General features: G+C 69.0%; 20 protein-coding genes. 9 read left to right on the top strand and 11 right to left on the bottom strand.

What is annotated here, in order from left to right:
• Positions 1-4: 4 nt before the first annotated feature.
• Genes BJ972_RS00770 through BJ972_RS00760 form a run of 3 tightly spaced genes read right to left on the bottom strand, consistent with a single transcriptional unit; the run spans position 5 to position 3,269 of the window.
• The gene (locus BJ972_RS00770; protein WP_129176479.1) at positions 5-313 is read right to left on the bottom strand and encodes a DUF3039 domain-containing protein; all 309 of its coding nucleotides are present in this window, start codon (positions 311-313) and stop codon (positions 5-7) included.
• A gap of 56 nt (positions 314-369) precedes the next feature.
• On the bottom strand, positions 370-1,947 hold the full coding sequence (locus BJ972_RS00765; protein WP_129176477.1) for a hypothetical protein: 1,578 nt from the start codon (positions 1,945-1,947) through the stop codon (positions 370-372).
• Positions 1,923-3,269, bottom strand: coding sequence for an ABC transporter ATP-binding protein (locus tag BJ972_RS00760; RefSeq protein ID WP_241830878.1), 1,347 nt, complete (start codon positions 3,267-3,269; stop codon positions 1,923-1,925). The genes BJ972_RS00765 and BJ972_RS00760 overlap by 25 nt, the downstream gene beginning before the upstream one ends.
• A 10-nt stretch (positions 3,270-3,279) precedes the next feature.
• Here BJ972_RS00760 and BJ972_RS00755 point away from each other — a divergent pair, with 10 nt between their 5' ends.
• The 3 genes from BJ972_RS00755 to BJ972_RS00745 all read left to right on the top strand — a co-directional run bounded on the left by BJ972_RS00755 (position 3,280) and on the right by BJ972_RS00745 (position 6,492).
• Positions 3,280-3,738, top strand: coding sequence for a hypothetical protein (locus BJ972_RS00755; protein ID WP_129176475.1), 459 nt, complete (start codon positions 3,280-3,282; stop codon positions 3,736-3,738).
• Positions 3,739-4,185: 447 nt separating this feature from the next.
• Positions 4,186-4,878 carry a phosphocholine cytidylyltransferase family protein gene (locus BJ972_RS00750; RefSeq protein WP_129176473.1) on the top strand — a complete coding sequence of 231 codons (693 nt, stop codon included), beginning with the start codon at positions 4,186-4,188 and terminating at the stop codon, positions 4,876-4,878.
• A 135-nt stretch (positions 4,879-5,013) separates the two neighbouring features.
• Positions 5,014-6,492 (top strand): SDR family NAD(P)-dependent oxidoreductase, encoded by a 1,479-nt coding sequence (locus BJ972_RS00745; protein WP_129176471.1) that lies wholly within the window; start codon positions 5,014-5,016, stop codon positions 6,490-6,492.
• Between the two features lie 10 nt (positions 6,493-6,502).
• Here BJ972_RS00745 and BJ972_RS00740 read toward each other — a convergent pair whose 3' ends face one another.
• The gene (locus BJ972_RS00740; protein WP_241830877.1) at positions 6,503-6,922 is read right to left on the bottom strand and encodes an NUDIX hydrolase; all 420 of its coding nucleotides are present in this window, start codon (positions 6,920-6,922) and stop codon (positions 6,503-6,505) included.
• A gap of 52 nt (positions 6,923-6,974) precedes the next feature.
• Positions 6,975-7,544 carry an ECF transporter S component gene (locus tag BJ972_RS00735; RefSeq protein WP_241830876.1) on the bottom strand — a complete coding sequence of 190 codons (570 nt, stop codon included), beginning with the start codon at positions 7,542-7,544 and terminating at the stop codon, positions 6,975-6,977.
• A 92-nt stretch (positions 7,545-7,636) separates the two neighbouring features.
• On the opposite strand from BJ972_RS00735, the gene BJ972_RS00730 reads away from it, so the two are divergent.
• From BJ972_RS00730 to BJ972_RS00705, 6 genes are all read left to right on the top strand, one after another.
• A complete protein-coding gene (locus BJ972_RS00730) occupies positions 7,637-8,434 on the top strand; it encodes an ABC transporter permease (RefSeq protein WP_129176467.1) in 798 nt (265 codons plus the stop codon).
• Positions 8,434-9,186, top strand: a complete 753-nt coding sequence (locus BJ972_RS00725) for an ABC transporter ATP-binding protein (protein ID WP_129176465.1) — start codon at positions 8,434-8,436, stop codon at positions 9,184-9,186. The genes BJ972_RS00730 and BJ972_RS00725 overlap by 1 nt, the downstream gene beginning before the upstream one ends.
• Positions 9,186-9,683 carry a hypothetical protein gene (locus BJ972_RS00720; protein WP_129176463.1) on the top strand — a complete coding sequence of 166 codons (498 nt, stop codon included), beginning with the start codon at positions 9,186-9,188 and terminating at the stop codon, positions 9,681-9,683. Before BJ972_RS00725 ends, BJ972_RS00720 begins: the two co-directional genes overlap by 1 nt.
• Positions 9,684-9,721: 38 nt before the next feature.
• Positions 9,722-10,555, top strand: a complete 834-nt coding sequence (locus tag BJ972_RS00715) for a hypothetical protein (protein WP_129176461.1) — start codon at positions 9,722-9,724, stop codon at positions 10,553-10,555.
• Between the two features lie 81 nt (positions 10,556-10,636).
• Complete coding sequence (locus BJ972_RS00710; RefSeq protein WP_179419906.1) at positions 10,637-11,638, top strand: hypothetical protein; 1,002 nt, start codon at positions 10,637-10,639, stop codon at positions 11,636-11,638.
• Positions 11,639-11,770: 132 nt separating this feature from the next.
• Positions 11,771-13,690 (top strand): HNH endonuclease signature motif containing protein, encoded by a 1,920-nt coding sequence (locus BJ972_RS00705; protein WP_179419905.1) that lies wholly within the window; start codon positions 11,771-11,773, stop codon positions 13,688-13,690.
• A 188-nt stretch (positions 13,691-13,878) separates the two neighbouring features.
• Here the strand turns inward: BJ972_RS00705 and BJ972_RS00700 are convergent, their stop codons facing one another.
• From BJ972_RS00700 to BJ972_RS00675, 6 genes are all read right to left on the bottom strand, one after another.
• Positions 13,879-15,174 carry a CDP-glycerol glycerophosphotransferase family protein gene (locus BJ972_RS00700; protein WP_241830906.1) on the bottom strand — a complete coding sequence of 432 codons (1,296 nt, stop codon included), beginning with the start codon at positions 15,172-15,174 and terminating at the stop codon, positions 13,879-13,881.
• A 73-nt stretch (positions 15,175-15,247) separates the two neighbouring features.
• Entirely contained in the window at positions 15,248-16,132 is an 885-nt protein-coding gene (locus BJ972_RS00695) for a glycosyltransferase family 2 protein (RefSeq protein WP_129177146.1), read from the bottom strand.
• Positions 16,125-16,946 carry a CDP-alcohol phosphatidyltransferase family protein gene (locus BJ972_RS17045; protein WP_129177148.1) on the bottom strand — a complete coding sequence of 274 codons (822 nt, stop codon included), beginning with the start codon at positions 16,944-16,946 and terminating at the stop codon, positions 16,125-16,127. The genes BJ972_RS00695 and BJ972_RS17045 overlap by 8 nt, the downstream gene beginning before the upstream one ends.
• Before the next feature lie 7 nt (positions 16,947-16,953).
• Positions 16,954-18,003, bottom strand: a complete 1,050-nt coding sequence (locus BJ972_RS00685; protein WP_241830907.1) for a glycosyltransferase family 2 protein — start codon at positions 18,001-18,003, stop codon at positions 16,954-16,956.
• Positions 18,004-18,095: 92 nt separating this feature from the next.
• Positions 18,096-19,952 (bottom strand): trypsin-like peptidase domain-containing protein, encoded by a 1,857-nt coding sequence (locus BJ972_RS17500; protein WP_129177150.1) that lies wholly within the window; start codon positions 19,950-19,952, stop codon positions 18,096-18,098.
• Between the two features lie 103 nt (positions 19,953-20,055).
• Entirely contained in the window at positions 20,056-20,481 is a 426-nt protein-coding gene (locus tag BJ972_RS00675) for a hypothetical protein (protein WP_129177152.1), read from the bottom strand.
• Positions 20,482-20,564 lie beyond the last annotated feature (83 nt).

Below are 20,564 nucleotides of genomic sequence, written 5' to 3'. Positions count from 1 at the left end.
GCGATCACTCCGACTTCATGCGCTCGTAGACCTCTTTGCAGGTCGGGCACACGGGGAACTTCTCGGGGTCGCGACCCGGGGTCCACTTCTTGCCGCACAGGGCCTTGACGGGCTTGCCCGTGATCGCCGACTCGAGGATCTTCTCTTTCTTGACGTAGTGCGAGAAGCGCTCGTGATCGCCCGGCTCGATGGTCTCCTGCTCGAGGAGCTCCTGGAGTTCGCGGTCGAGGACGGACGTGCCGCCCGGCCCGTCGGGTCCGCCGGGATCGGCGATGCTCACGCGAACGGAAGGGCGGTGTCGTGCGTCGGCCATAGCGTCATTCTACGCGCCGATAGCGAGTGGGAGCCCGGCGAGATCGGGCATACCGCTCAGGCGCGCAGAGCCGCCTCGAGCATTTCGGGGCCGCGCCGGTCGTAGATCGCCGACCCGCCCGCGATGCCGCCGATGAGGGCGACGAGGCCGATTCCGGTGCCCGCGAGGAACGATGCGAAGTACCACTGCGGGTCTTCCTGGAGGAGCCCGAGAACGGCGAAGGCGATGGCCGGTGCGGCGAGCACGAGCGACGCGAGGAGGGTGACGGACTGCACGATCGCGGCGAGGGTTCCCGACGACTGCGGCTGCTGGAAGGGGCTGTCGCCCGGCTTCACGACGGGGTAGGGGAAGCGCGCCGACATGACGCTGCTCACCCCGAATCCGGCGAAGAGGAGACATGTGCTCACGCCGACGATCGCCGGGTAGATGTCCCAGTCGCCGTGGACGAGTGCGCTGACGACCGAGCCACCGGCGATGGCGATGATGCTGACGACGAAGAGCGGCAGGAGACGCCCGACGCGGTCGGCGATGCCGCGCACGCCCGACGAGACGTGCAGCCAGATCGCCGTCGAGTCGTACGCGACGTCGTTGTGGAGCGTCCAGCCGAGGAAGATGCTCATGAGCGGCACAGGGATGAGGGCGATGTACTCGACCGGGATGCCCGCGATGGCGAGCGGGATGACGATGAGGATGGGTGCGATCGGGATGATGAGCACCGAGACCCAGTAGCGGGCGTCGCGCGTCCAGTAGGTGAGCGCTCGCGCGGTGACGGCCCACATCGGGCCGGAGGGCAGTCGATCGAACCAGCCGAGGCCCGCGTACGACTTCGACTCGGCCTCGCGGCCCGGGGTGACGAGCATGCGAGCGACGAGCGCCTGCCAGAGCAGCCACGCGGCGCCGAGAGTAGCGAGTGCGACGATGAGGCGGAGGAGCAGCGGCCCGAAAGCGCCAGCCGCGGCGTCGGAGGCCAAGCCCCACATCGCTCCGAGCGGCGTCCAGCCGAGCACGCCCGCGAGGTTCTCGAGCACGCGCACACCGTCGCGCGACCAATCGGTCGTCGCGAGTCCGAGGATGACGGGCGAGAGCAGGACGATGAGGAGGATGCCGAGCACGCCCGTGAGGTCTCGTGCGCGACGCGTCGAGAGGGCGAACGACGCGAACGAACTCGCGATGCGCGTGAGGAGCATGCAGGTGGCGAGAGTGATCGCCGCCGCGAGGACGGCCACGATGATCTCGAGCGGGCCGCGCGACCACGTGACGACGGTACCGAGCAGCACGATCGTGAAGATGACGGCGGGGATGCCGACGAGGGAGGCGACCGCGAGCCCGAGCGTCAGGGTGCGGTTCGGCATCCCGAAGAGCGCGAAGCGACGCGGGTCGAGTGCGTCGTCGACACCGAAGGCGATGGGAGCGACGATGAAGCCGAGGGTGATGATGGAACCCGCGACGATGAAGACATCGCCGAGGAGTCCGACGTCGGTGAACAGACGGAGCGACGCGAGCAACAGGAAGAGCGCTCCCGCGAGGGCGAGCCCGTAGAGCAGTCCGATGCCGATGCCGATCGCGGGCCAGATCTGGCGCCGGAACAGATTGCCGAGAAGCTGGAGCCTCAGTCGGAGAAGCTGTGCAACCACTCCATGCCCTCCGCTGCCTTGCGTCCGCCCGCGAGCTCGACGAATCGATCTTCGAGCGTGCCCTTACCCCGCACCTCGTCGAGGGTGCCGGATGCGAGCACCTTGCCCTCGACGATGATCGCGACGCTGTCGCAGACCCGCTCGATGAGTTCCATGCCGTGGCTCGAGAGCACGACGGTGCCGCCGCCGTCGACGTAACGCTCGAGGATCTCGATGACGTTCGCCGCCGACACGGGGTCGACGGACTCGAACGGCTCGTCGAGCACGAGCAGGCGCGGCGAGTGGATCATCGCGCACGCGAGGGCGATCTTCTTGGTCATGCCCGCCGAGTAATCGGCGACGAGTCGATCGACCGCGTCCTCGAGGCCGAGCGCCGTCGCGAGGTCGGCGCTCCGAGCGCGCACCGTGCGCGGATCGAGGCCACGCAGCACGCCCGAGTAGTAGAGGAGCTGTGAGCCGGTGAGCCGGTCGAAGAGACGGAGGCGGTCGGGAAGGACGCCCGTGGCGCGCTTCGCGTCGCGCGGCTTCTTCCACACGTCGATTCCGCGCACGTGGACGGCGCCGGAGTCGGGGCGGAGAAGACCGGTGATGATCGAGAGCGACGTCGTCTTGCCCGCGCCGTTCGGACCGACGATTCCGTAGAACGAGCCCTCGCGCACCTGGAGGCTCACGCCGTCGACCGCGGTCTTATCGCCGTAGCGCTTGACGATCGAGTCGATGTCGAGCACGACGGGGGCGGTCGCCGGCGGAGCGACGCGCACGGTGCGAGTGCTCGGCCGACGCTTCTTGGGCGTGCGCGGTGCCCGAGCGACGGGTGCCGCGACGGGCTCGTCGGCGATCGCGCCGTCGTTCGCGTCGGGATCGGAGAACTGCTCGAGCAGCGACTCGACGTCGGTCGCGGGCTCGGCGCCAACCTGAACTGTGGAGGGAGGGATGACGTCGACGATCAGCTCGTCGTCGGCCGCGTCGACGATCTCGATCTCGATGTCGACGTCGTCGGCCTCAGCGCTGTCTTCAGCGGCGAGCGGCTCGGCGGGAGGGATGACCTCGAAGTAGTCATCGGGGTCGTCGGCCGGCTCAGCGGCATCGTCCGGTTCGGCGGGCTCGGCCGATTCAACAGGCTCGGCGGATTCGGCGGATTCGGCGGGTTCGGCCGATTCGGCGGGCTCGGCGACGTCTTCCGGGGCCGGCTCGACCGCTTCTTCCGGGGCCTGCTCGGAAGCGGTCGGCTCGGCCTGAGGCTCTGCTTCGGCTTCGGGAGAGCTCGGCGCCACCGAGTCCTGCGGCGCTGCCTGCGACGTCGGCGTCTCGACGACCTCCACGATCGGGTCGATGTCGTCGGCAGTGGGCGCCGAGCGCTCCGCGGCCGTCGTCTCGGTGACGAGTTCGGCGGCGACCGTCGGGCTCTTCTTCGCGGCGGGGCGCGCGGCTGCCGGCTTCCTGGCCGCCGTCGGGCGCGGCTGGGCGGGCGCCGAGCCTGCAGCCTTCGCCGCGGCGGTCTTCGCCGCCGTCGATCGCGCGGCCGTCGTCTTCGATGCCGCGGTCTTCGAGGCAGCCGTCTTGGACGCCGCGGTCTTGGAGGCAGCCGTCTTCGCAGCGGTCGTCGTGCGCTTCGTGGTCGTCTTCGCCGCGGTGGAGGACTTCGCCGCCGTCGTGCGCTTCGATGCCGCCGACGTCGACGCCGCTCGCGACGCCGTCGATCGGGTGGATGACGTCGAGCCCGCGTCATCCGTCGATGAATCGGGGGTCGGGTCGTCGTTCGCCGAGGCCGATGTCGACTCCGCGCGTTGAGCGGCAGCCCGGGCAGCGGCGGCGGATCGCACGGCCGTCTTGGCCCGCGGAGTCGTCGATCGCGGCTTCCGCGGAGTGGCCCCCGGTGTGGGGGCAGCAGAGTCTTCGGCTCGTTCGTCGTTCTGAGGGGAGCGCGAAGCGGAAGTCACGTGTCCAACCTACCAACCGGGCCCACCCCTCCCCATCCCTCTCAGGGATGATTCGGGGACCTCCCCGACAAGGATCCGCGCCATCAGCGGGAAGCGCAACGTATCCTGGGAGTCGACTGAGTGACTCATCACGAAACAACTACGGTCATCCGTTCATCTGGCGTGCACCGTGGCCCTCCCGGTAGTCTGGCCACGGCATAACGGAGTGTCCATACGTGAACTTGCGGGTGAACGTTCGGTTAAGAGAGGCGACGAGCGCCACCGACCACGACGAACCCGCCCAGAACTGAGGAGTACCGTGAGCACGCAGATCGTCATCCTGGCCGCCGGAATGGGCAGTCGCCTGGGTCGTTCCTTGCCGAAGCCGCTGACCGAGCTGAGCGACGGCCGCACCATCATGGGCCAGCAGTTCGACAACGTCGCCCACGCGTTCGGTCGCAACGCGAGCGTCACCATCGTCGTCGGCTACAAGCTCGAGCACATCATCGAGGCGTTCCCGCAGGCATCCTTCGTCTACAACGAAGAGTACGACCAGACCAACACCTCGAAGAGCCTCCTGCGCGCCCTGCAGGCCTCCCCCGCGGGCGGCGTGCTGTGGATGAACGGCGACGTCGTCTTCGACCCGCGCATCCTCGACCGCGCCGTCGCCCTCATCGCACGCGACCAGTCGTTCGTGACCGTCAACACCTCGAAGGTCTCCGACGAAGAGGTCAAGTACACGACGAGCGCCGAGGGCTACATCAAGGAGCTCTCGAAGACCGTCAAGGGCGGTCTCGGCGAGGCCGTCGGCATCAACTACATCTCGAGCCGCGACAAGGGCATCCTCATGCGCCACCTCGCTCAGGTCGGCGACCAGGACTACTTCGAGCGCGGCCTCGAGCTCGCGATCGAGAAGGACCGCATCCTCGTCGAGCCGATGGATGTCTCCGACCTCTACGCGATCGAGATCGACTTCGCGGAAGACCTCGAACGGGCCAACCTGTTCGTCTAGGTCGAGTACCGCATTCGTGCGCGAGTGTCGGCCCGCTCAGGCGGGCCGACACTCGCGTTTTAACGCCGGTGGATACCCGGCGACCCGTTCCCCGCGGCCCCACGAGGCCCGAGACCAGAATCGATAGAATCTCCCGTGCCCGAAACGACGCCTGAGCCGACCACTGTGCCGACGACCATCGACCCCGCAGAGCTCGAGATCGCCCTGCGCGTGATCGAGGCGACCGCCGATCTCGATCACGACGATCCCGCATACATCGCGCTCCGACGCCAGACCGGCAAGATGTACAAAGAGGTCAAGCGCCGCTCGCGCACCGCGAAGCGTCAGCGCGTCGCCGACGCCGATCGCGCCGTCATCGCCGCGACCGCCACGGGCGCCCCAGACCGAATCGACGACGAGACCCGCGGCATCCCGCTCGCCGTGCGGACTGCCGCCCCGGTCGCCGGCGAGCTGCTCAAGTCGCGCGCCTGTTACATCTGCAAGCAGCACTACACGACGGTGGATGCGTTCTACCACCAGCTGTGCCCCGACTGCGCGGCGATGAGCCACGCCAAGCGTGATGCGCGCACCGACCTCACGGGTCGCCGCGCCCTGCTCACCGGCGGGCGCGCGAAGATCGGCATGTACATCGCGCTGCGCCTGCTGCGTGACGGCGCCCACACGACGATCACCACCCGCTTCCCCCGCGACGCCGTGCGCCGCTTCTCGGCACTGCCCGACAGCGCCGAGTGGATCGATCGCCTCACCGTCGTCGGCATCGACCTCCGCGACCCGGCGCAGGTCATCGGGCTGACCGACGCCGTGGCCGCAGCGGGCCCCCTCGACATCCTCATCAACAACGCCGCACAGACGGTTCGCCGCTCGGCCGGCGCATACAAGCCGCTCGTCGATGCCGAGCTCGCTCCGCTGCCCGACGGGCCGCTCCCCCAACTGCTGACCTTCGGTCACACGAACGACGCCCACCCGCTCGCCCTCGCGCAGTCGGTGTCGGCGCACCCGATCCTCGCCTCGGCGGCGCGCACGGCCGAGGAACTGACCGCCGAAGCGATGGCGGCAGGATCGTCATCGCTCGAACGACTCGCCGCCGGCACCGCGATCGACGCCGGCGGCCTCGTGCCCGACGAGAACCACATCAACAGCTGGACGCAGTCGGTCGACCAGGTCGAGCCGCTCGAGATGCTCGAGGTGCAACTCGCGAACATGACCGCGCCCTTCCTGCTCGTCTCGCGGCTGCGCGCCGCTCTCGCGGCCTCTCCCGCGCGTCGCACGTACGTCGTCAACGTCTCGGCGATGGAGGGCGTCTTCGGACGCGGCTACAAGGGCCCCGGCCACCCGCACACCAACATGGCGAAGGCCGCACTCAACATGCTCACCCGCACGAGTGCGCGCGAGATGTTCGAGACCGACGGCATCCTCATGACGGCCGTCGACACGGGCTGGATCACCGACGAGCGACCCCACTTCACGAAGGTGCGCCTCGCCGAGGAAGGCTTCCACGCCCCGCTCGACCTCGTCGACGGTGCGGCGCGCGTCTACGACCCGATTGTGCGTGGCGAAGCGGGCGAGGACCTCTTCGGCGTCTTCCTCAAGGACTACCGCCGCGGCGACTGGTAGCCCCCGGCCCTCACACGGTCGGCAGGAAGTACGCCGCGGCGAGCGGCGCGATCTCGATGTCGGCCGAATCGGTGGCATCGACCCAGCGGTGCGCCTCGATCTCGGCATCCGTCACGGGCTGCTGCGAGCCGATATCGACCCGGAAGACGTCGGCGACGACGCGGAAGCCGGGTTCGTTCGCGGCCGGTGCGACGAACTCGCCGAGCGACGTCAGATCGTCCTCGGTGACGCGCACGCCGATCTCTTCGGCGAGCTCTCGGATGAGGGTCGCCGCCGCGCTCTCCCCCGACTCGGGCTTGCCGCCGGGCTGCATGAAGGCGGTCGTTCCGGCCTTCCGCACGAGGAGCAGACGACCGGCACCGTCGGTGATCACTGCAGCGGACACCCGGATCGTGCGGTCGGGCGAGAATGATTCGGCAGCATCGGTCACCCTGGCACGCTAACACTCGGCGGAGGCACGGCGACGACGGCCGTCGTGCGAGTCAGAGGCGCTTCCGCGCACCCGCCGTCGAGGATGACAGCTGGCGGGCGACCCCCGTGCGTTCGAGGGCGCGCGCGATCACTCGGCCGATCCACGTGAAGACGAGCGGGCTCGCGACGAAGAGGGCGATGTAGGCGAGCCACACGGGCGCGGAGTAGTGCTCGGCACCGAGGGCGATGAACACGCCGCCCGCCAGGATGACACCGGCGACCGCCGCGGACACGTAGAAGAGCCAGGGCGACCAACGCCGGTAGCGCGAGATCAGGAACGGCAATTCGATGAGCGCGCCGACGAGCAAGCCCGTGCCGACGTATCGCCCGAGCCACATCGGCGCGAAGGCCGCACCGACGAGGCCAGCGATCACTCCCGTGAGGAGTGCGACGCCGGGCCGACGCAGCAGGGCGAGCGCGACGACGCTCGGAAGGAAGTGCGCCCCGATGGTGATGCCGTAAAGCATGGGTGCTATCGCCGCGATGAGGCCGGCGAAATAGCCGGACCCGGCCGCGACGAGACCGCCGCCGACGCCGATCGCGGCGCAGCTCAGCAGGACGCGCGTGCTGACTCGATTCACACCCATACTCTACTCTCTGTAGAACAAATCACGACGCCTCGGGCTTGTGAGGTCGATATCGACGTCGCAGCGCCGTCTACGATGAGAGCGTGATGAGCTACGCCGACGCGCACCCCTACGAGCGGTCGCCGTGGTCACGTTATCGTCACGCGCTGTGGTTGCTCACGCAACGCGATCTGAAGGTTCGGTATTCGACCTCGGCGCTCGGCTACCTCTGGTCGATCCTCGATCCGCTCATCATGGCGGGCATCTACTGGTTCGTGTTCACGGTCGTGTTCCAGCGCCTCGTGGGAACCGAGCCGTACATCGTCTTCCTTCTCTCCGCGCTCCTGCCGTGGATGTGGTTCAACAGTGCGATCTCCGACTGCACGCGCGCCTTCCTCCGCGAGGCCAAGCTCATCCGCTCGACCAAGATCCCGCGCACGATCTGGGTCAACCGGCTCGTGCTCTCGAAGGGCATCGAGTTCCTCCTCGCCCTGCCCGTCCTCGCGCTCTTCGCGGTGATCTTCGGCGCCGAGGTCAACATCGAGATCCTGTACTTCCCGCTCGCGATCATCCTGCAGACGATCCTGCTCGTGGGCCTCGGGCTCATCGTCGCGCCGCTCGTCGTGTTCTTCCGCGACCTCGAGCGGGCGACGAAGCTCGTCCTCCGCTTCCTCTTCTACGCCTCCCCCGTCGTCTACGGCACGACGAACCTGCCCGAGAGCCTGCACTTCTGGGCCGCGTTCAATCCCCTGACGGGTATCTTCAGCCTGTATCGCGCCGGCTTCTTCCCGGGCGAGCTCGACCTCTTCAGCGTCGTGGTCGCCGCCGTCATGTCGGTCGGTTTCCTGTTCGTCGGCCTGTGGGTGTTCCGCACCTCGATCCGCAGCGTGCTGAAGGAGATCTGATGACGGATGTCACGCAGGGCGACGTCGCGATCCGGGCCGAGGGTCTCGGCATCCGGTTCCGACGCAACCGTCGCGGTCGCCGTTCCTTCAAGGACCTGCTCTCCGGAGCAGCCGCACGCCGATCGCGCCCCGACGAGTTCTGGGCGCTCCGCGACGTGTCGATGGTGGTCCACGCGGGCGAGGCGATCGGCGTCGTCGGCCGGAACGGCCAGGGCAAGTCGACCCTCCTGAAGCTCGTCGCGGGCGTGATGATCCCCGACACCGGAAGCGTCACGGTGCACGGCGGCGTCGCCCCGCTCATCGAGATCACCGGCGGATTCGTCGATGACCTCACCGTGCGCGACAACGTGTACCTCACGGCGGGGCTCCACGGCATGACCCGCGGGCAGATCGATGCGAAGTTCGCCGAGATCATCGCGTTCGCCGAGATCGGCGACTTCCTCGACACCCCCTACAAGCACCTCTCGAGCGGCATGAAGGTGCGCATCGCGTTCTCGGTCATCGCGCAGCTCGACGAGCCGATCGTGCTCGTCGACGAAGTGCTCGCGGTCGGCGACAAGCGATTCCGCGAGAAGTGCTACGCGCGCATCGAAGAGATGCTCGCCGCGGGGCGCACGCTCTTCTTCGTCTCGCACAACGAACGCGACCTGCGTCGCTTCTGCACGCGTGGCCTCTACCTCGAGGGCGGTAGCCTCGTGCTCGACGGCCCCATCACCGAGGTGCTCGACCGATACAACGGAGATCACGGCTGATGACGATCCTGCCCGACGGCTACTTCGCTCCCGACGTCTTCGACGTGCCGAAGCGACGCCGCCCGAAGGCGCGGGGCATCGCGTTCGCCGGAATCCTCATCGGGCTCGCGATCATCGTCATCGCGATCGTGCTCCTGAACGTCGTGCGTGACGATTCGCACCGCGTCATCCCCTCGCTCGTGCTCATCGTCGGGCTCGTGCTCGCCCTGTCGTCGAGCGCTCTCCTCGCCTGGGCGCGTCCGGCGCTCACGAGCGAGCCGACGGATGACCCGCGCGTCGCGGCCCTCACCGGGTGGGCGTCGACACGCTACGGGGTCGACGTGTCGCGACGGAGCGCCCTCGTGCTGCTCGGCGAGATCCCCGAGGGCAACACGATCGAGGTCGACGGGCACGACGTGATGCTCGGTACACCGGCGTCGCTCCGCCCTTCCGAGCGCTTCGCACTCATTCGCGTGGTCGACGGCAGCGAGCTTCCCCGATCGGGCGCAGCGGGATGACCCGCACGGGATCGTCGCGACTCTGACAGTCTGGTGGGATGAGCGAGCCGAACCCTACGCCGGAGAATGTCATCCACCCGGGTAGTCCCCTGTCGCCGACGCGCACGGTCTGGGACTACGTGAAGCCGACCGTCTCGCCCACTCCCTCGGCACCGATCAGCGCCGGCAACAGCCCCGCGCCGATCACCCAGGTCGTCTCGTCCCTGCCCGGCCTGACGACCGAACCGGCGCAGCAGCCCGACACCCCGCAGCTCGGCCAGTCGCTCGCCGCCTCGGTCGCAGCGGTCGCGGGAAGCGAGGCGACGGCAGCGATCGCTGATGCACACAACGAGGCATCGACCGCCCTCCGCGCCGAGGTCGCCGAACGTGCGACGTCGACCATCGGCCGCGTGCCCGAACCCGTTCGACAGCAGGCGCAGAACGCGTACGCCGCACTGCCCGACGAGCACAAGGCACGCCTCGCCGACGTCGCGCGTGTCGCGACGGAACGCGTGCAGGCCGCGGTTCCTGCGGCCGCAGCACCCATCGCTGCCGCTCGACAGGCCGTGCCGGCGCCGGCGCCCGGCACTGCGCAGACGGGCGTGCCGCACTACGCGACACTCTCCGGCCCCGGAGTGAGTGCGCCGAACGGACGCCGCCAAGGCGGCACCTCTCTCGCACTCGCCATCATCGCGGGCGTCTTCTCGTTCATCCCATTCCTGTCGTATGCCGCGATCGGCATGTCGATCGGCGGATGGGTGCTCGGCAGTCGCGCACGGAAGAACGGATCGGCCGGGCTCGGCACGACGGGGCTCATCCTGTCGATCTTCGCCTTCGTCGGCAGTGTGTTCTTCTCCTTCATCTATACGATCGCCTTCATCTTCATCCGCTGAGTTCGGGGCCGCACCCGGTCGCCGACGCGCGCACTGTCAACCCCCGACGTTTCGCCAGCCTCGCCGCCTACACTCTCCTTCATGGCAGAGCCCGTGCACAGCATCACGTCGATGACGACGGACTCGTACACCGCATACCCCGGCCCCGGGACGGTGAACGACGAGTCCCGCGAGAACGCCGGCGCGCGCGTCGACGGCGCCGACCCGGCATTGCTGCGCGGCATCGATCGTGTGCTCGCCGTTCAGCGTCCCGTCGTACTCGCGCACCTCCGCAGCATCCGCCGTCGGCATCCCTCGGCGACTCCCGCTGAGCTCACGCGCATCCTCGAGAGGCGATACCTCACCGCCGTGACGACGGGCGGCGCAGCGGTCGGCGCGACCGCCGTCATCCCGGGAATCGGCACGGGCGTCACACTCGCCCTCTCGGGGGTGGAGACCGCGGGCTTCCTCGAGGCGACGGCCCTGTTCGCGCAATCGGTGTCGGAGGTGCACGGCATCGCGATCGAGAACCCCGAGCGCGCCCGCGCACTCGTGATGACTCTCATTCTCGGGCGCGAGGGCAGCGACCTCGTGCGCCAGTTCGCCGGTCAGGCCGTCGGCAACGGCGCCGCGCGCAACGCCTACTGGGGCGAGCTCATCACGAACACGCTGCCGAAGGCGCTCATGTCGACGGTGACCGACCGGTTGAAGAGCGTCTTCCTCAAGCAGTTCGCCGTGCGCGGCGGCGCGAGCATCGTCGGCAAGGCGATCCCGTTCGGCATCGGCGCCGCGATCGGCGGAACGGGCAACCACATCCTCGGGCGACGCGTACTGACCCAGGCACGACTCGCCTTCGGCACTCCGCCGGCCGTGCTGCCCACGGAACTCGAGCCGACCGGGCTCTCCTCGGTGGATGCCGCGAGCCAGGGCATCACACGACTCGGCGTCGCGTTCGGTGGAGCGATCGTGCGCGCGGCAGGGTCGACAGGGCACGCGATCTCGGGAGCGGCCGGCTCGACGGCGCGCGCTGCGAGGAAGGCACTTCCGAAGGGTAAGCGCGATCGAACGACGGATGACGCGGGCAGCGACGTCGCGGAGGAGTGAGGTCGCTTCGTCGCGCTGATGGGTTGTCGGAGGTAGTCGTGTCTCTCGTGAAGCGGCGTGCGCGATTCTGATCTTCGATACTGAACTGTGGATAACTCGGTCAGTGTCGTACCTGTCTTCTACAATATGAGTATGGCCATCACCGCTCCCGCTGCCGCTCTCTGCGGCATCGACGAGGCGCTCACCGCGCTCGTCGCGGAGTGGGACGGTGCGCTCGTCGGGGTCGTGCGCGGTGCTGTCTCGGGTTCGGGTTCGGGTGCTGCGTCGATGGATGTGCGGTCGATGAGTGACGCCGGGCTGGTGCGGGTCAACGACGCGATCGCGTCGGCGCGGCGTTCTCTGGCGACGGTGCATGCGCGGGTCGCGGCCGAGCTCGCCGAGCGCTCCACGACGGTGGGTGAGGAGAACATCGCGAAGACGCAGGGGTTCGCCTCGGTCGAACGGTTGATCGCGCACTCCACCGGTGACGGGTTCTCTGCCGCGAGTCGCCTCGTCTCGGTCGGGCGCGCGACCGCCCCCCGTGCGTCGTTCACCGGCGAAGTGTTGCCCGCCCGCTACCCGCACATCGCGGCCGCGCTCGACGCGGGCACGATCAGCATCGACGCGGCCGCCGCGATCACCAGCTTCCTCGACAGCGTCCGGGTGAAGGCCACCCCGAACGATCTCGACGACGCCGAACGATTCCTCATCGACCGCGCCCCGCACGTCGGCGTCGACGGCCTCACCCGCCTCACGAAACGACTCACCGCGCACCTCGACCCCGACGGAGTGAAACCCCGCGAAGACGAACTCCGCGCCGGCCGCAACCTCCACATCTGGGAAGACCACCGCGGCTATATCCGCATGAAAGGCGCCCTCGACCCCGCCACCGGCGCCCCGATCAAGATCGCCATCGACGCCCTCGTCACCGCCGAACTCCACCGCACCCGCGGCACCTGGACACCCACACCCGACCACACCACGCCCGACAGCACCACGCCCGACAGCACCACGCGCGGCACCGCCCGCCCCACACCCGACCCCGCGACTGCCGAGACCCGGTCGATCCCGCAACTCAACGCCGACGCCCTCGCCGACATCGCCCGCCTCGCCCTCGGCTCGGCCGACTCCCCGCCCGCACTCCGCACCACCACCGTCGTCGCCCGTATCCACCTCGACGACCTCCTCGAACGCGCCAGCGCCTCAGACTCCGGCGACGGTGCACACTCCGCCGCCGCCTCCGGCACTGCCTCGACCTCCGGCACTGCCTCGAACTCGGGCGCTGCCTCGAACTCCGCCTCTGGCTCCGACTCTGGCTTCCGGTCCGGGTTTGAACGCACCAGCACGCCCGCCGGGTGGGGCACGATCGACGGCATCGACCACCCCGTCAGCGCCGCGACGATCCGTCAACTCGCCGCAGCCGCGGGCGTCATCCCGATGATCCTCGGCGGCCCCAGCGAAGTCCTCGACCTCGGACGCACCACCCGACTCTTCACCACCGCACAAAAACTCGCCCTCACCGAACGCGACGGCGGCTGCGCCTTCCCCGGATGCACCCGACCACCCGGCTACACCCAAACACACCACATCCACTGGTGGAAACGCGACACCGGCCCCACCGACCTCACCAACGGCATCCTCCTCTGCGCCTTCCACCACCACCGCATCCACGACGACGGCTGGACCATCACCATCCACAACAACCACACCTGGTTCACCCCACCCCCACACATCGACCCCACCCAAACACCACGCCCCGGCAACACCAACCCCACACTCAACCCACCCACGCCCACGCCCGCACCCGCGCCTGCACCTAAACCCGCGCCCGCACCCGCACTCGCACTCGCACCCGCACCCGCGCCTGCACCCCCGCACGCGCCTAAACCCGCGCGCACACCCGCGCCACCGCCACCCCTCACGCCACCCCGCCCGCCCCGGCACGAATCACCACCACGACCAGTCGACGACACCCCGACACGCCCCCGGCACGGCACCCCACAGCGCCCGCAGCGGGCACGCAGAGACACAATCACCGCCGCGGCACGATTATGCGTCGGCACGCTGATGTGACCACCGAGCGGAGCCTTGAAACCGCGCGACACGGGGCTGGCGGCGCGGAAGTCCCGCGGCGACACATACGCGCGCATCGCCTCGGGTGACGAGGAGATCCTCGGCAACCGACCTCCACGCGGCTGACGACGCACGGAGAAGTTCAGTGCAGAGCTGACACAGAGCCGAGTAGCGAGGGACCCAGCGGATCACTCGGGAGCGGGCAGGTGCTCCTCTTCGGCCTCGCCGTCGGCATCGTGGTCATCGATCTCGGGGTCGGCCGCGTGGATCGCGGCAAAGCGATCCCACTCATCCATGAGGTGCGACACGGCCTCGTGGAAGCGGCGTGTGGCCGCGCCCGGAGTCGGATCACCGAAGTAACGCTCAACCCAGAAGTCGAGACGGGCCCGCGCGTCGTCGTCGTGCGCGAGGCCGTCGACGAGGTCGACGATCGACCCGGCTTCGTCGACGGTCAACCACTCGCAGGCGGAGAGGTAACCGCTCGTGTCGATCTCGGCCGCGGGGTTGGCGGGTCGCGTGATCATGAGCGGCTTGCCCGATGCCAACCGGTCGTAGACCATCGCCGAGATGTCGACGATCGCGACATCCGCCGCCGACAGCTGCCAGCCGAGTTCGCCACCGGTGTCGTGCACGTGCTGAGCACGCGGATCGCTCGCATTCGCCGCAGCGAGCAGACGCACGATCTCCGCATTGGCCGCTCCGTACGCGTCGTCGACGACTCCCGACCGCGGGTGCGGCCGGTAGATCACGCGGTGCCGCCCCGTCGCGAGCAACGCCTGTACGAGCGGCACGCCATGCGATGCGATCGAGCCGTACGCCGCGGCGGCGCGGTCGCCCTCCCACGTCGGCGCGTAGAGCACGACGGTGCGCTCGTCGGGAACGTAGGGCACCTCACCCGAGTAGTGATCGGCCTGCGGGCGTCCGATGGGGATCGCGCGCTTGTCGAAGTCGTAGTCCCAGAGCACCTTGTCGAGTCGCGACCGTGCCGCATCTCCGGCGATGAGCGCGTAGTCGTACGCCTTGAACTGGTTCGTCGTCATGTACATCTTGTCGGACTCGCCGTGGTTGATGAAGACGTGCCAACGCCGGCCATACCGCATCATCTGGAAGTTCTTCGCGTTCTGGTTCACGTAGAAGATGATCTGCAGATCCTGCTCGTGGATGATGCGCTCGAGGTCGACGACCTTGCGCACATAGGCGACGGGCAACGGCGCCTCGTTCAGCAGGGTGATCGCCGAGCCCGACGCACGGCTCAACAGGAGCACAGGCCACGTCTTCGAGAGTTCGGCGAGCGGCTTGTACCACTGGCGCATCTGGTAGATGTTGACCTTCGGGTCGGCGAAGTAGACGCCGATACGGAAGCGGTGCGGTTCGAGGGGGCCCTGCTCGAGGAGCTTCGCGGCGAGGGACGACTGCGCACGGCGCGAGTTCGCGACCTCGCGCAGCATTCGAAGTCCGAGCTTGATGTCGCGCTTGATTCCCACGACTCCAGGCTAACCAGGGCTCGACGCCATCGGGCGACGATCTCGGGAGATCGAAACGATCTTGATACCTGCGTCAGACGACGGGAGGGCGGCCCGCGAGCGTCATCCGTGCGATCGTCCGCCACCGCAGCGGCACACGCCCGCCGGGGTCGACCTGCCAGCCCTCGCGCCATCCGCCGAACCATGCACGGAGGACGGCGGGCTGGCGCGCCCACCGCAGCACCTGGATGCCCGTCCACGATGCGACGTAGGCGAGGGCGAACGGCGCAGGCAGATTGCGTCGCGCGAGCCACACGCGATTGCGCGCGTTCAGCCGGTAGTAGTAGTCGTGGCGCGTCGGCTCGATCACGGGGTGCGCCGCGCGCAGGTCGCCCGCGTACCAGGCGCGGTGGCCGGTGTTCCACACCCGCCACGCGAGCTCGATGCCCTCATGCGCGTAGAAGAACGGGTCGGCCCAGCCGCCGGCTCGCTCGAAGACGGCGCGGGGCAGCACCACGGCACCCTCCCAGCACGAGAAGACGTCGCTCGAATCGGTCGCCTCGCCCTTGCGGATGCGCGGAATCCAGCGCCGCGGCGACTCCTGCCCCGTCGGGTCCTCGACGCGCGGTTGGATGAGCCCGATCGTGAAGTCGGCACGCAGCTTCGCCACCGCCGATGCGAGGAAGTCGTCGTCGGGCAGGAACGCGTCGTCGTCGAGGAAGAACAGGTACTCGCCGCCGACATGCGGCACACCGCGGTTACGGCCCGCCGGAATACCGAGGTTCTCGGGCAGCGCGACGAACGTCACGCCGTCGGGCAGCGCGGGGTCGGCGGTCGCCGGGTCCCAGCCGTTTCCGACGACGGCGACATCGACGTCGACGTCCCGTTGGGCGAGCACGGAACGGATGCCGCGGACGAGGTCATCCGGCCGCGTGCCCTGCGTGAGCACGACGACACCGACCACGGGCCGCTCAGGCACGTACCCGCCGGGAGGCCATGATCGCGACGAAGTGGCCGACGAGGGCGAGGAACGCGAGCGGCACGAGGGCGATGAGCACGAACCGGTCGACGAACGGCTGCCCGACGAAGAGACCGACGACGGCCGCAGCGAGCATGATGAGCGTCAATTCGACCGAGTGGTACAGGCGGTGGAACGGCACGAAACGCGCGGCACGGCGGAGCTTCGCGACGAGGCCGCCGCGCGGAGCCGACTCGCCCTCGGTATCGGCGAGCTTCGACAGTCCGGCGTTCGCGCGAGCGACGTGCACCATGTCGTTGAGCGCCTTGTTGAGCACGATGAGGAGTGCGAGCAGCATCGCGAGCGTCGTCCAGAGGAAGTCCTCGGGGAATTCGAGCGGGTACGCGGCGGCGCGGATTCCGATCGCGATCGGGATGAGCGCTTCGGTCGTGTAGTGGCCGACCTTGTCGAGGAAGACGCCGGCGGGCGACGACGTGCGACGCCAGCGCGCGACCTCGCCGTCGCAGCAGTCGATGAGCATCTGCAGCTGACCGAGCACGACCGCGAGGAGCGCACCCCAGATGCCCGGGATGAGGAGCGCGGCCGCCGTCGACCAGCCGACGAGGATCATGAGACCCGTGACGCCGTTCGCGGAGATCCGCGTGCGGAGGAGCAGCCACGTCAGGTAGGGCGAGAGGTCGCGGAGATAGAGCGACGCGACCCAGTGCTCGGCGTTCCGACGCAGTCGCACCTCGGGGGGCTGTGCGACCGCTCGGAGCTCGGCGATGCTCGACGGCGGTCGACCGGGTCCCGCCGTTGCGTCAGCCTGTGGCATCCACTGCCTACCTTCCCGTGTGTGCCGCGATGTTGCGGGTGAGCGAGAGGTAACCGAGCACGAAGCCCGTGCCCCAACTCACGTGTATGCACGGCAAGACTACGAGAAAGCGACCGCGAGTTCGCGCGCCGCGGGCGTACACGACGTACGCGGCGACGACGAAGAGCGCGTAGACGAGGGGAACCACGAAGCCGACGAGTAGCCAGGGAGTCGCCCCCGCGATGGCCTGCACGACCCCGATGAGGCCGAGGATGAGGCCGAGGGCGACGCCGACGACCATGGCCGGCGGGATGAGATAACGGATGCCGGTCGCCGACGGGAAGCGCCGAGCGAGCTCACCACGCCAGAGCCCCGTCGAGAGCATCTGCCGCGCGAGCCGCGAGAGGTTCGCGCGCGGGCGATACGTGACGCGGAGGTCGGGCGTGAACCAGATGAGCCCGCCGCTCTCGCGGATGCGGAGGTTCAGCTCCCAGTCCTGACCGCGCTTGATGTCTTCGTCGAAGAGGCCGACGCGCTCGAGCGCCGTGCGGCGGAACACGCCGAGGTACACGGTCTCGGCCGGGCCCTCGCCGCCGCCGACGTGGAATGCGGAACCGCCGAGACCGACCTTCGTCGTGTAGGCGAGAGCGACGGCGCGTTCGAAGGGCGTCGTGCCGCGGGCATCCATGATTCCGCCGACGTTGTCGGCGCCCGTCCGCTCCATCGTCTCGACCGCGATCCGCGTGTAGTCGACGGGGAGGATCGAGTGCGCGTCGACGCGCACGACGACGGGGTGGGATGACGCACGGATCGCGAGGTTCAGGCCCGACGGGGTCGACCCGACCTCGTTGACGATGACGTGGATGCGGTCATCCGTTCGTGCGAGGTCTTCGACGAGCTCGAGCGTGCCGTCGATGCTCGGACCGACAGCGATCGTGATGTCGAAGGGGCCGGAGTACGACTGCGCGAGGATCGAATCGACGGCGTTCCTGACGTTCGACACGTCGTTCAGAACGGGCATCACGTACGAGACGCCGCCCAGGGCCGGAGCGTCGCTCCCGGCGTGCAGATCTGCCATCATCCCCGCTTGTTTCCAGTCGTCCGAGCCTAGCAGCGAAGCGCCGCCGATCCGTGGATCGACGGCGCTTCGAGGCCGGGAAGGAGGCGGGGTCAGAGCGTGCCGAGCTCCACCGTCGCGGTGGCGGCCTTGCCGTCGCGCACGAAGCTGAGTTCAGCCTTCGCGCCGCCGGCGAGGAAGCGCACCTGCGCGGTCAGATCGGTCGCATCGGTGATGCGCACGCCGTTGAACTCGGTGACGACGTCGCCGGCCTGGAGGCCGGCGGCCTCGGCTGCACCGCCGGCGGTCACGTCGGAGATGAGTGCGCCGACCGTGTCGCTCGAGGCATCCGCTGCCGCGTCGGAGACCATCGCGCCGAGGAGGCCGTGGGTGGCCTTGCCGTTGTCGATGAGCTCCTGCGCGACGCGCTCGGCGAGGTTCGCCGGAACCGCGAAGCCGACGCCGATGTTGCCGGCCTCGGTCGTGGAGCCGCCCGCGCTCAGGATCGCGACGTTGATGCCGATGAGGTTGCCGTCGCCGTCGAGCAGCGCACCGCCCGAGTTACCCGGGTTGATCGCCGCGTCGGTCTGGATGACGGAGAGCGAGATCGAGCTCGACGCCTGGCTCTGGCCCTGGCCCTGCGAGCCCTGGTCCTCGGTGCCGCCCTCGTTCGGGAAGTTCCAGAAGTCGAAGGGATCGGTGGGCTGCTCGCCCTGGTTCTCCTGCTGCTGCTGGTCTTCCTCAGGGACGGCCGACGACGCGACCGTGATGCTGCGGTTGAGCGCGCTCACGATGCCGTTGGTCACGGTGCCCGAGAGGCCGAGGGGTGCGCCGATCGCGATCGCCGTGTCACCGACGTTGAGCTTCGACGAGTCGGCGAACTCGAGCGGGGTCAGACCGCTCGCGTCGTCGAGCTTGATGACGGCGAGGTCGGAGTACGGGTCGGTGCCGACGATGGTCGCCGTGAACAGACGCCCGTCGTCGAGCTTGACCGAGATCGTGGGGCTCGCGGTGCTGCCGTCGAGCGTCACGACGTGGGTGTTGGTCAGCACGTAGCCGTCTTCGCTGAGGATGACGCCCGAGCCGGTTCCGCCGCTCGCCGAGCCGGTGACCGAGATCGTGACGACGCTCGGCGAGGCCTTCGCCGCGACGGCGGCGATGCGGTTGACGTCATCGGTGTCGTTGATGACGATGTTCTGCGCGCTGCCTTCGCTGACCGGCACGGATGACGGCTGGTTAGCACCGGCGAGAGCGAATGCACCCGCGCCGGAGACGCCGCCGATGATCGCTGCCGCGACGGCGACACCCGCGAGGAGGAGGCCCGTGTTGGACTTCTTCGTCTTCGTCGCGGTGTCGACGCCCGCGAGGGGAACGGTCGGCTGCGTGTGGTGCTGCGAGTAGGGGTTCTGGGTGCCCGAGGGGCCGCCGAACGCGGGAGGCACGGCCGAACCCGGCGCCGGGGGCGCGTAGGAGTTCTGCTGGCCGTAGGCCGACGTGGTGTTCTGGCCGGAGCCGTAGGGAGCGGTAACGCCCGTGTAGGCGGGCTGCTGCGGGGCGGTGTGCTGGCTCGCGGACTGCGGGGCCGTGGCCTGCGGGGTCGTGGCCGTCGGCACAGCGGGGGTGGCGGGCTGGCCGTAGGCGTGGGGAGCCTGACCGGGCTCGTACACCGTCGCCTGCGGGGCGGGCGGGGCCACGGCGGGCGGCGGCGTCACGGGGGCGACGGGTGCGACGACGTCGGTGTCGGCTTCCGGCGTGTTCGCCGCGGGCGCGTTCGGCGCTTCGGTCTCGCTACGCGTCTCGGTCGCACCGGACGCGTCGTGCGCCTGTGCGTCGGCCGGTGCCGTGTTCGCTGCGGGGGCTGCACTGCTCGCGGCATCCGTTGCGGGGGTCTCGACGGCGTGGTTCTCGGGTGCCGATGCGGCGGACTCCGGATCCTGCTCCGGTGCGGCGCCGTTGATGTTCTCTGTCATGGTGCTCCTTCCAAGCACGCTCAGCCTGACCCCTCAAGCTGTGCGGCCAATCGACGGAACCTATGAACTTACTATCGCTCAGCCGAATTCTCGTTGAGAACTCTCAGCAACCGGGCCCGCCGGGCGAGGAATCGCAATCGCGATCGACCAAAACGGTCTTCGCGCTCCGCACGATGACGGTGTGGGTGTCGCTCCGGACCTCCAGGCTACCGAGGATGGGCACCCACGCTCCGCCGTAGCGGTACTGCGCGGAGTACTCGACGAAGACGTCGACCGTGTAGCGGCCGCGCTCCTCGAAGGTGCGACTCGTCGGAGTCGTCGAGAAGTCGGAGAGGCCGAGCGACGCCCACGTCGCTCCCCCGTTCGATGAGGTGATCGTCGGGCCGTCGCTGTGCGCCCAGCGGTACCCGATCGGCGTGAAGCGCACGGTCGCCGGGGCACCGAGGAGCGTTCCGGTCACGTCGTCGACTCCCGCATCGGCGACGAAGTTCGCCGGGAGGCCGGTGACAGCCCACCCGTTCGGTTCCATGCGCGCCGAGCCGGTGTCGGGGCGGAACGAGGCTATGTCGCTGAGCGTGATCGGCGCGGAACCCCCGCAGTCAGGGTTGTCGG

Source organism: Agromyces atrinae, assembly GCF_013407835.1.
In the GTDB taxonomy this organism is placed as follows: Bacteria; Actinomycetota; Actinomycetes; order Actinomycetales; family Microbacteriaceae; genus Agromyces; species Agromyces atrinae.
The sequence above is the reverse complement of the archived record's forward strand: the minus strand, read 5'-3'. Positions and strand labels throughout refer to the sequence as shown.

Coding starts and splice junctions, on each gene's coding strand:
- BJ972_RS00770 (WP_129176479.1), bottom strand. CDS start 313: ATGGCCGACGCACGACACCGCCCTTCCGTTCGCGTGAGCATCGCCGAT.
- BJ972_RS00755 (WP_129176475.1), top strand. CDS start 3,280: ATGTCGTCGGCAGTGGGCGCCGAGCGCTCCGCGGCCGTCGTCTCGGTG.
- BJ972_RS00730 (WP_129176467.1), top strand. CDS start 7,637: ATGAGCTACGCCGACGCGCACCCCTACGAGCGGTCGCCGTGGTCACGT.
- BJ972_RS00725 (WP_129176465.1), top strand. CDS start 8,434: ATGACGGATGTCACGCAGGGCGACGTCGCGATCCGGGCCGAGGGTCTC.
- BJ972_RS00720 (WP_129176463.1), top strand. CDS start 9,186: ATGACGATCCTGCCCGACGGCTACTTCGCTCCCGACGTCTTCGACGTG.
- BJ972_RS00715 (WP_129176461.1), top strand. CDS start 9,722: ATGAGCGAGCCGAACCCTACGCCGGAGAATGTCATCCACCCGGGTAGT.
- BJ972_RS00710 (WP_179419906.1), top strand. CDS start 10,637: ATGGCAGAGCCCGTGCACAGCATCACGTCGATGACGACGGACTCGTAC.
- BJ972_RS00705 (WP_179419905.1), top strand. CDS start 11,771: ATGGCCATCACCGCTCCCGCTGCCGCTCTCTGCGGCATCGACGAGGCG.
- BJ972_RS17045 (WP_129177148.1), bottom strand. CDS start 16,946: ATGCCACAGGCTGACGCAACGGCGGGACCCGGTCGACCGCCGTCGAGC.
- BJ972_RS00685 (WP_241830907.1), bottom strand. CDS start 18,003: ATGGCAGATCTGCACGCCGGGAGCGACGCTCCGGCCCTGGGCGGCGTC.
- BJ972_RS17500 (WP_129177150.1), bottom strand. CDS start 19,952: ATGACAGAGAACATCAACGGCGCCGCACCGGAGCAGGATCCGGAGTCC.
- BJ972_RS00675 (WP_129177152.1), bottom strand. CDS start 20,481: ATGGAACCGAACGGGTGGGCTGTCACCGGCCTCCCGGCGAACTTCGTC.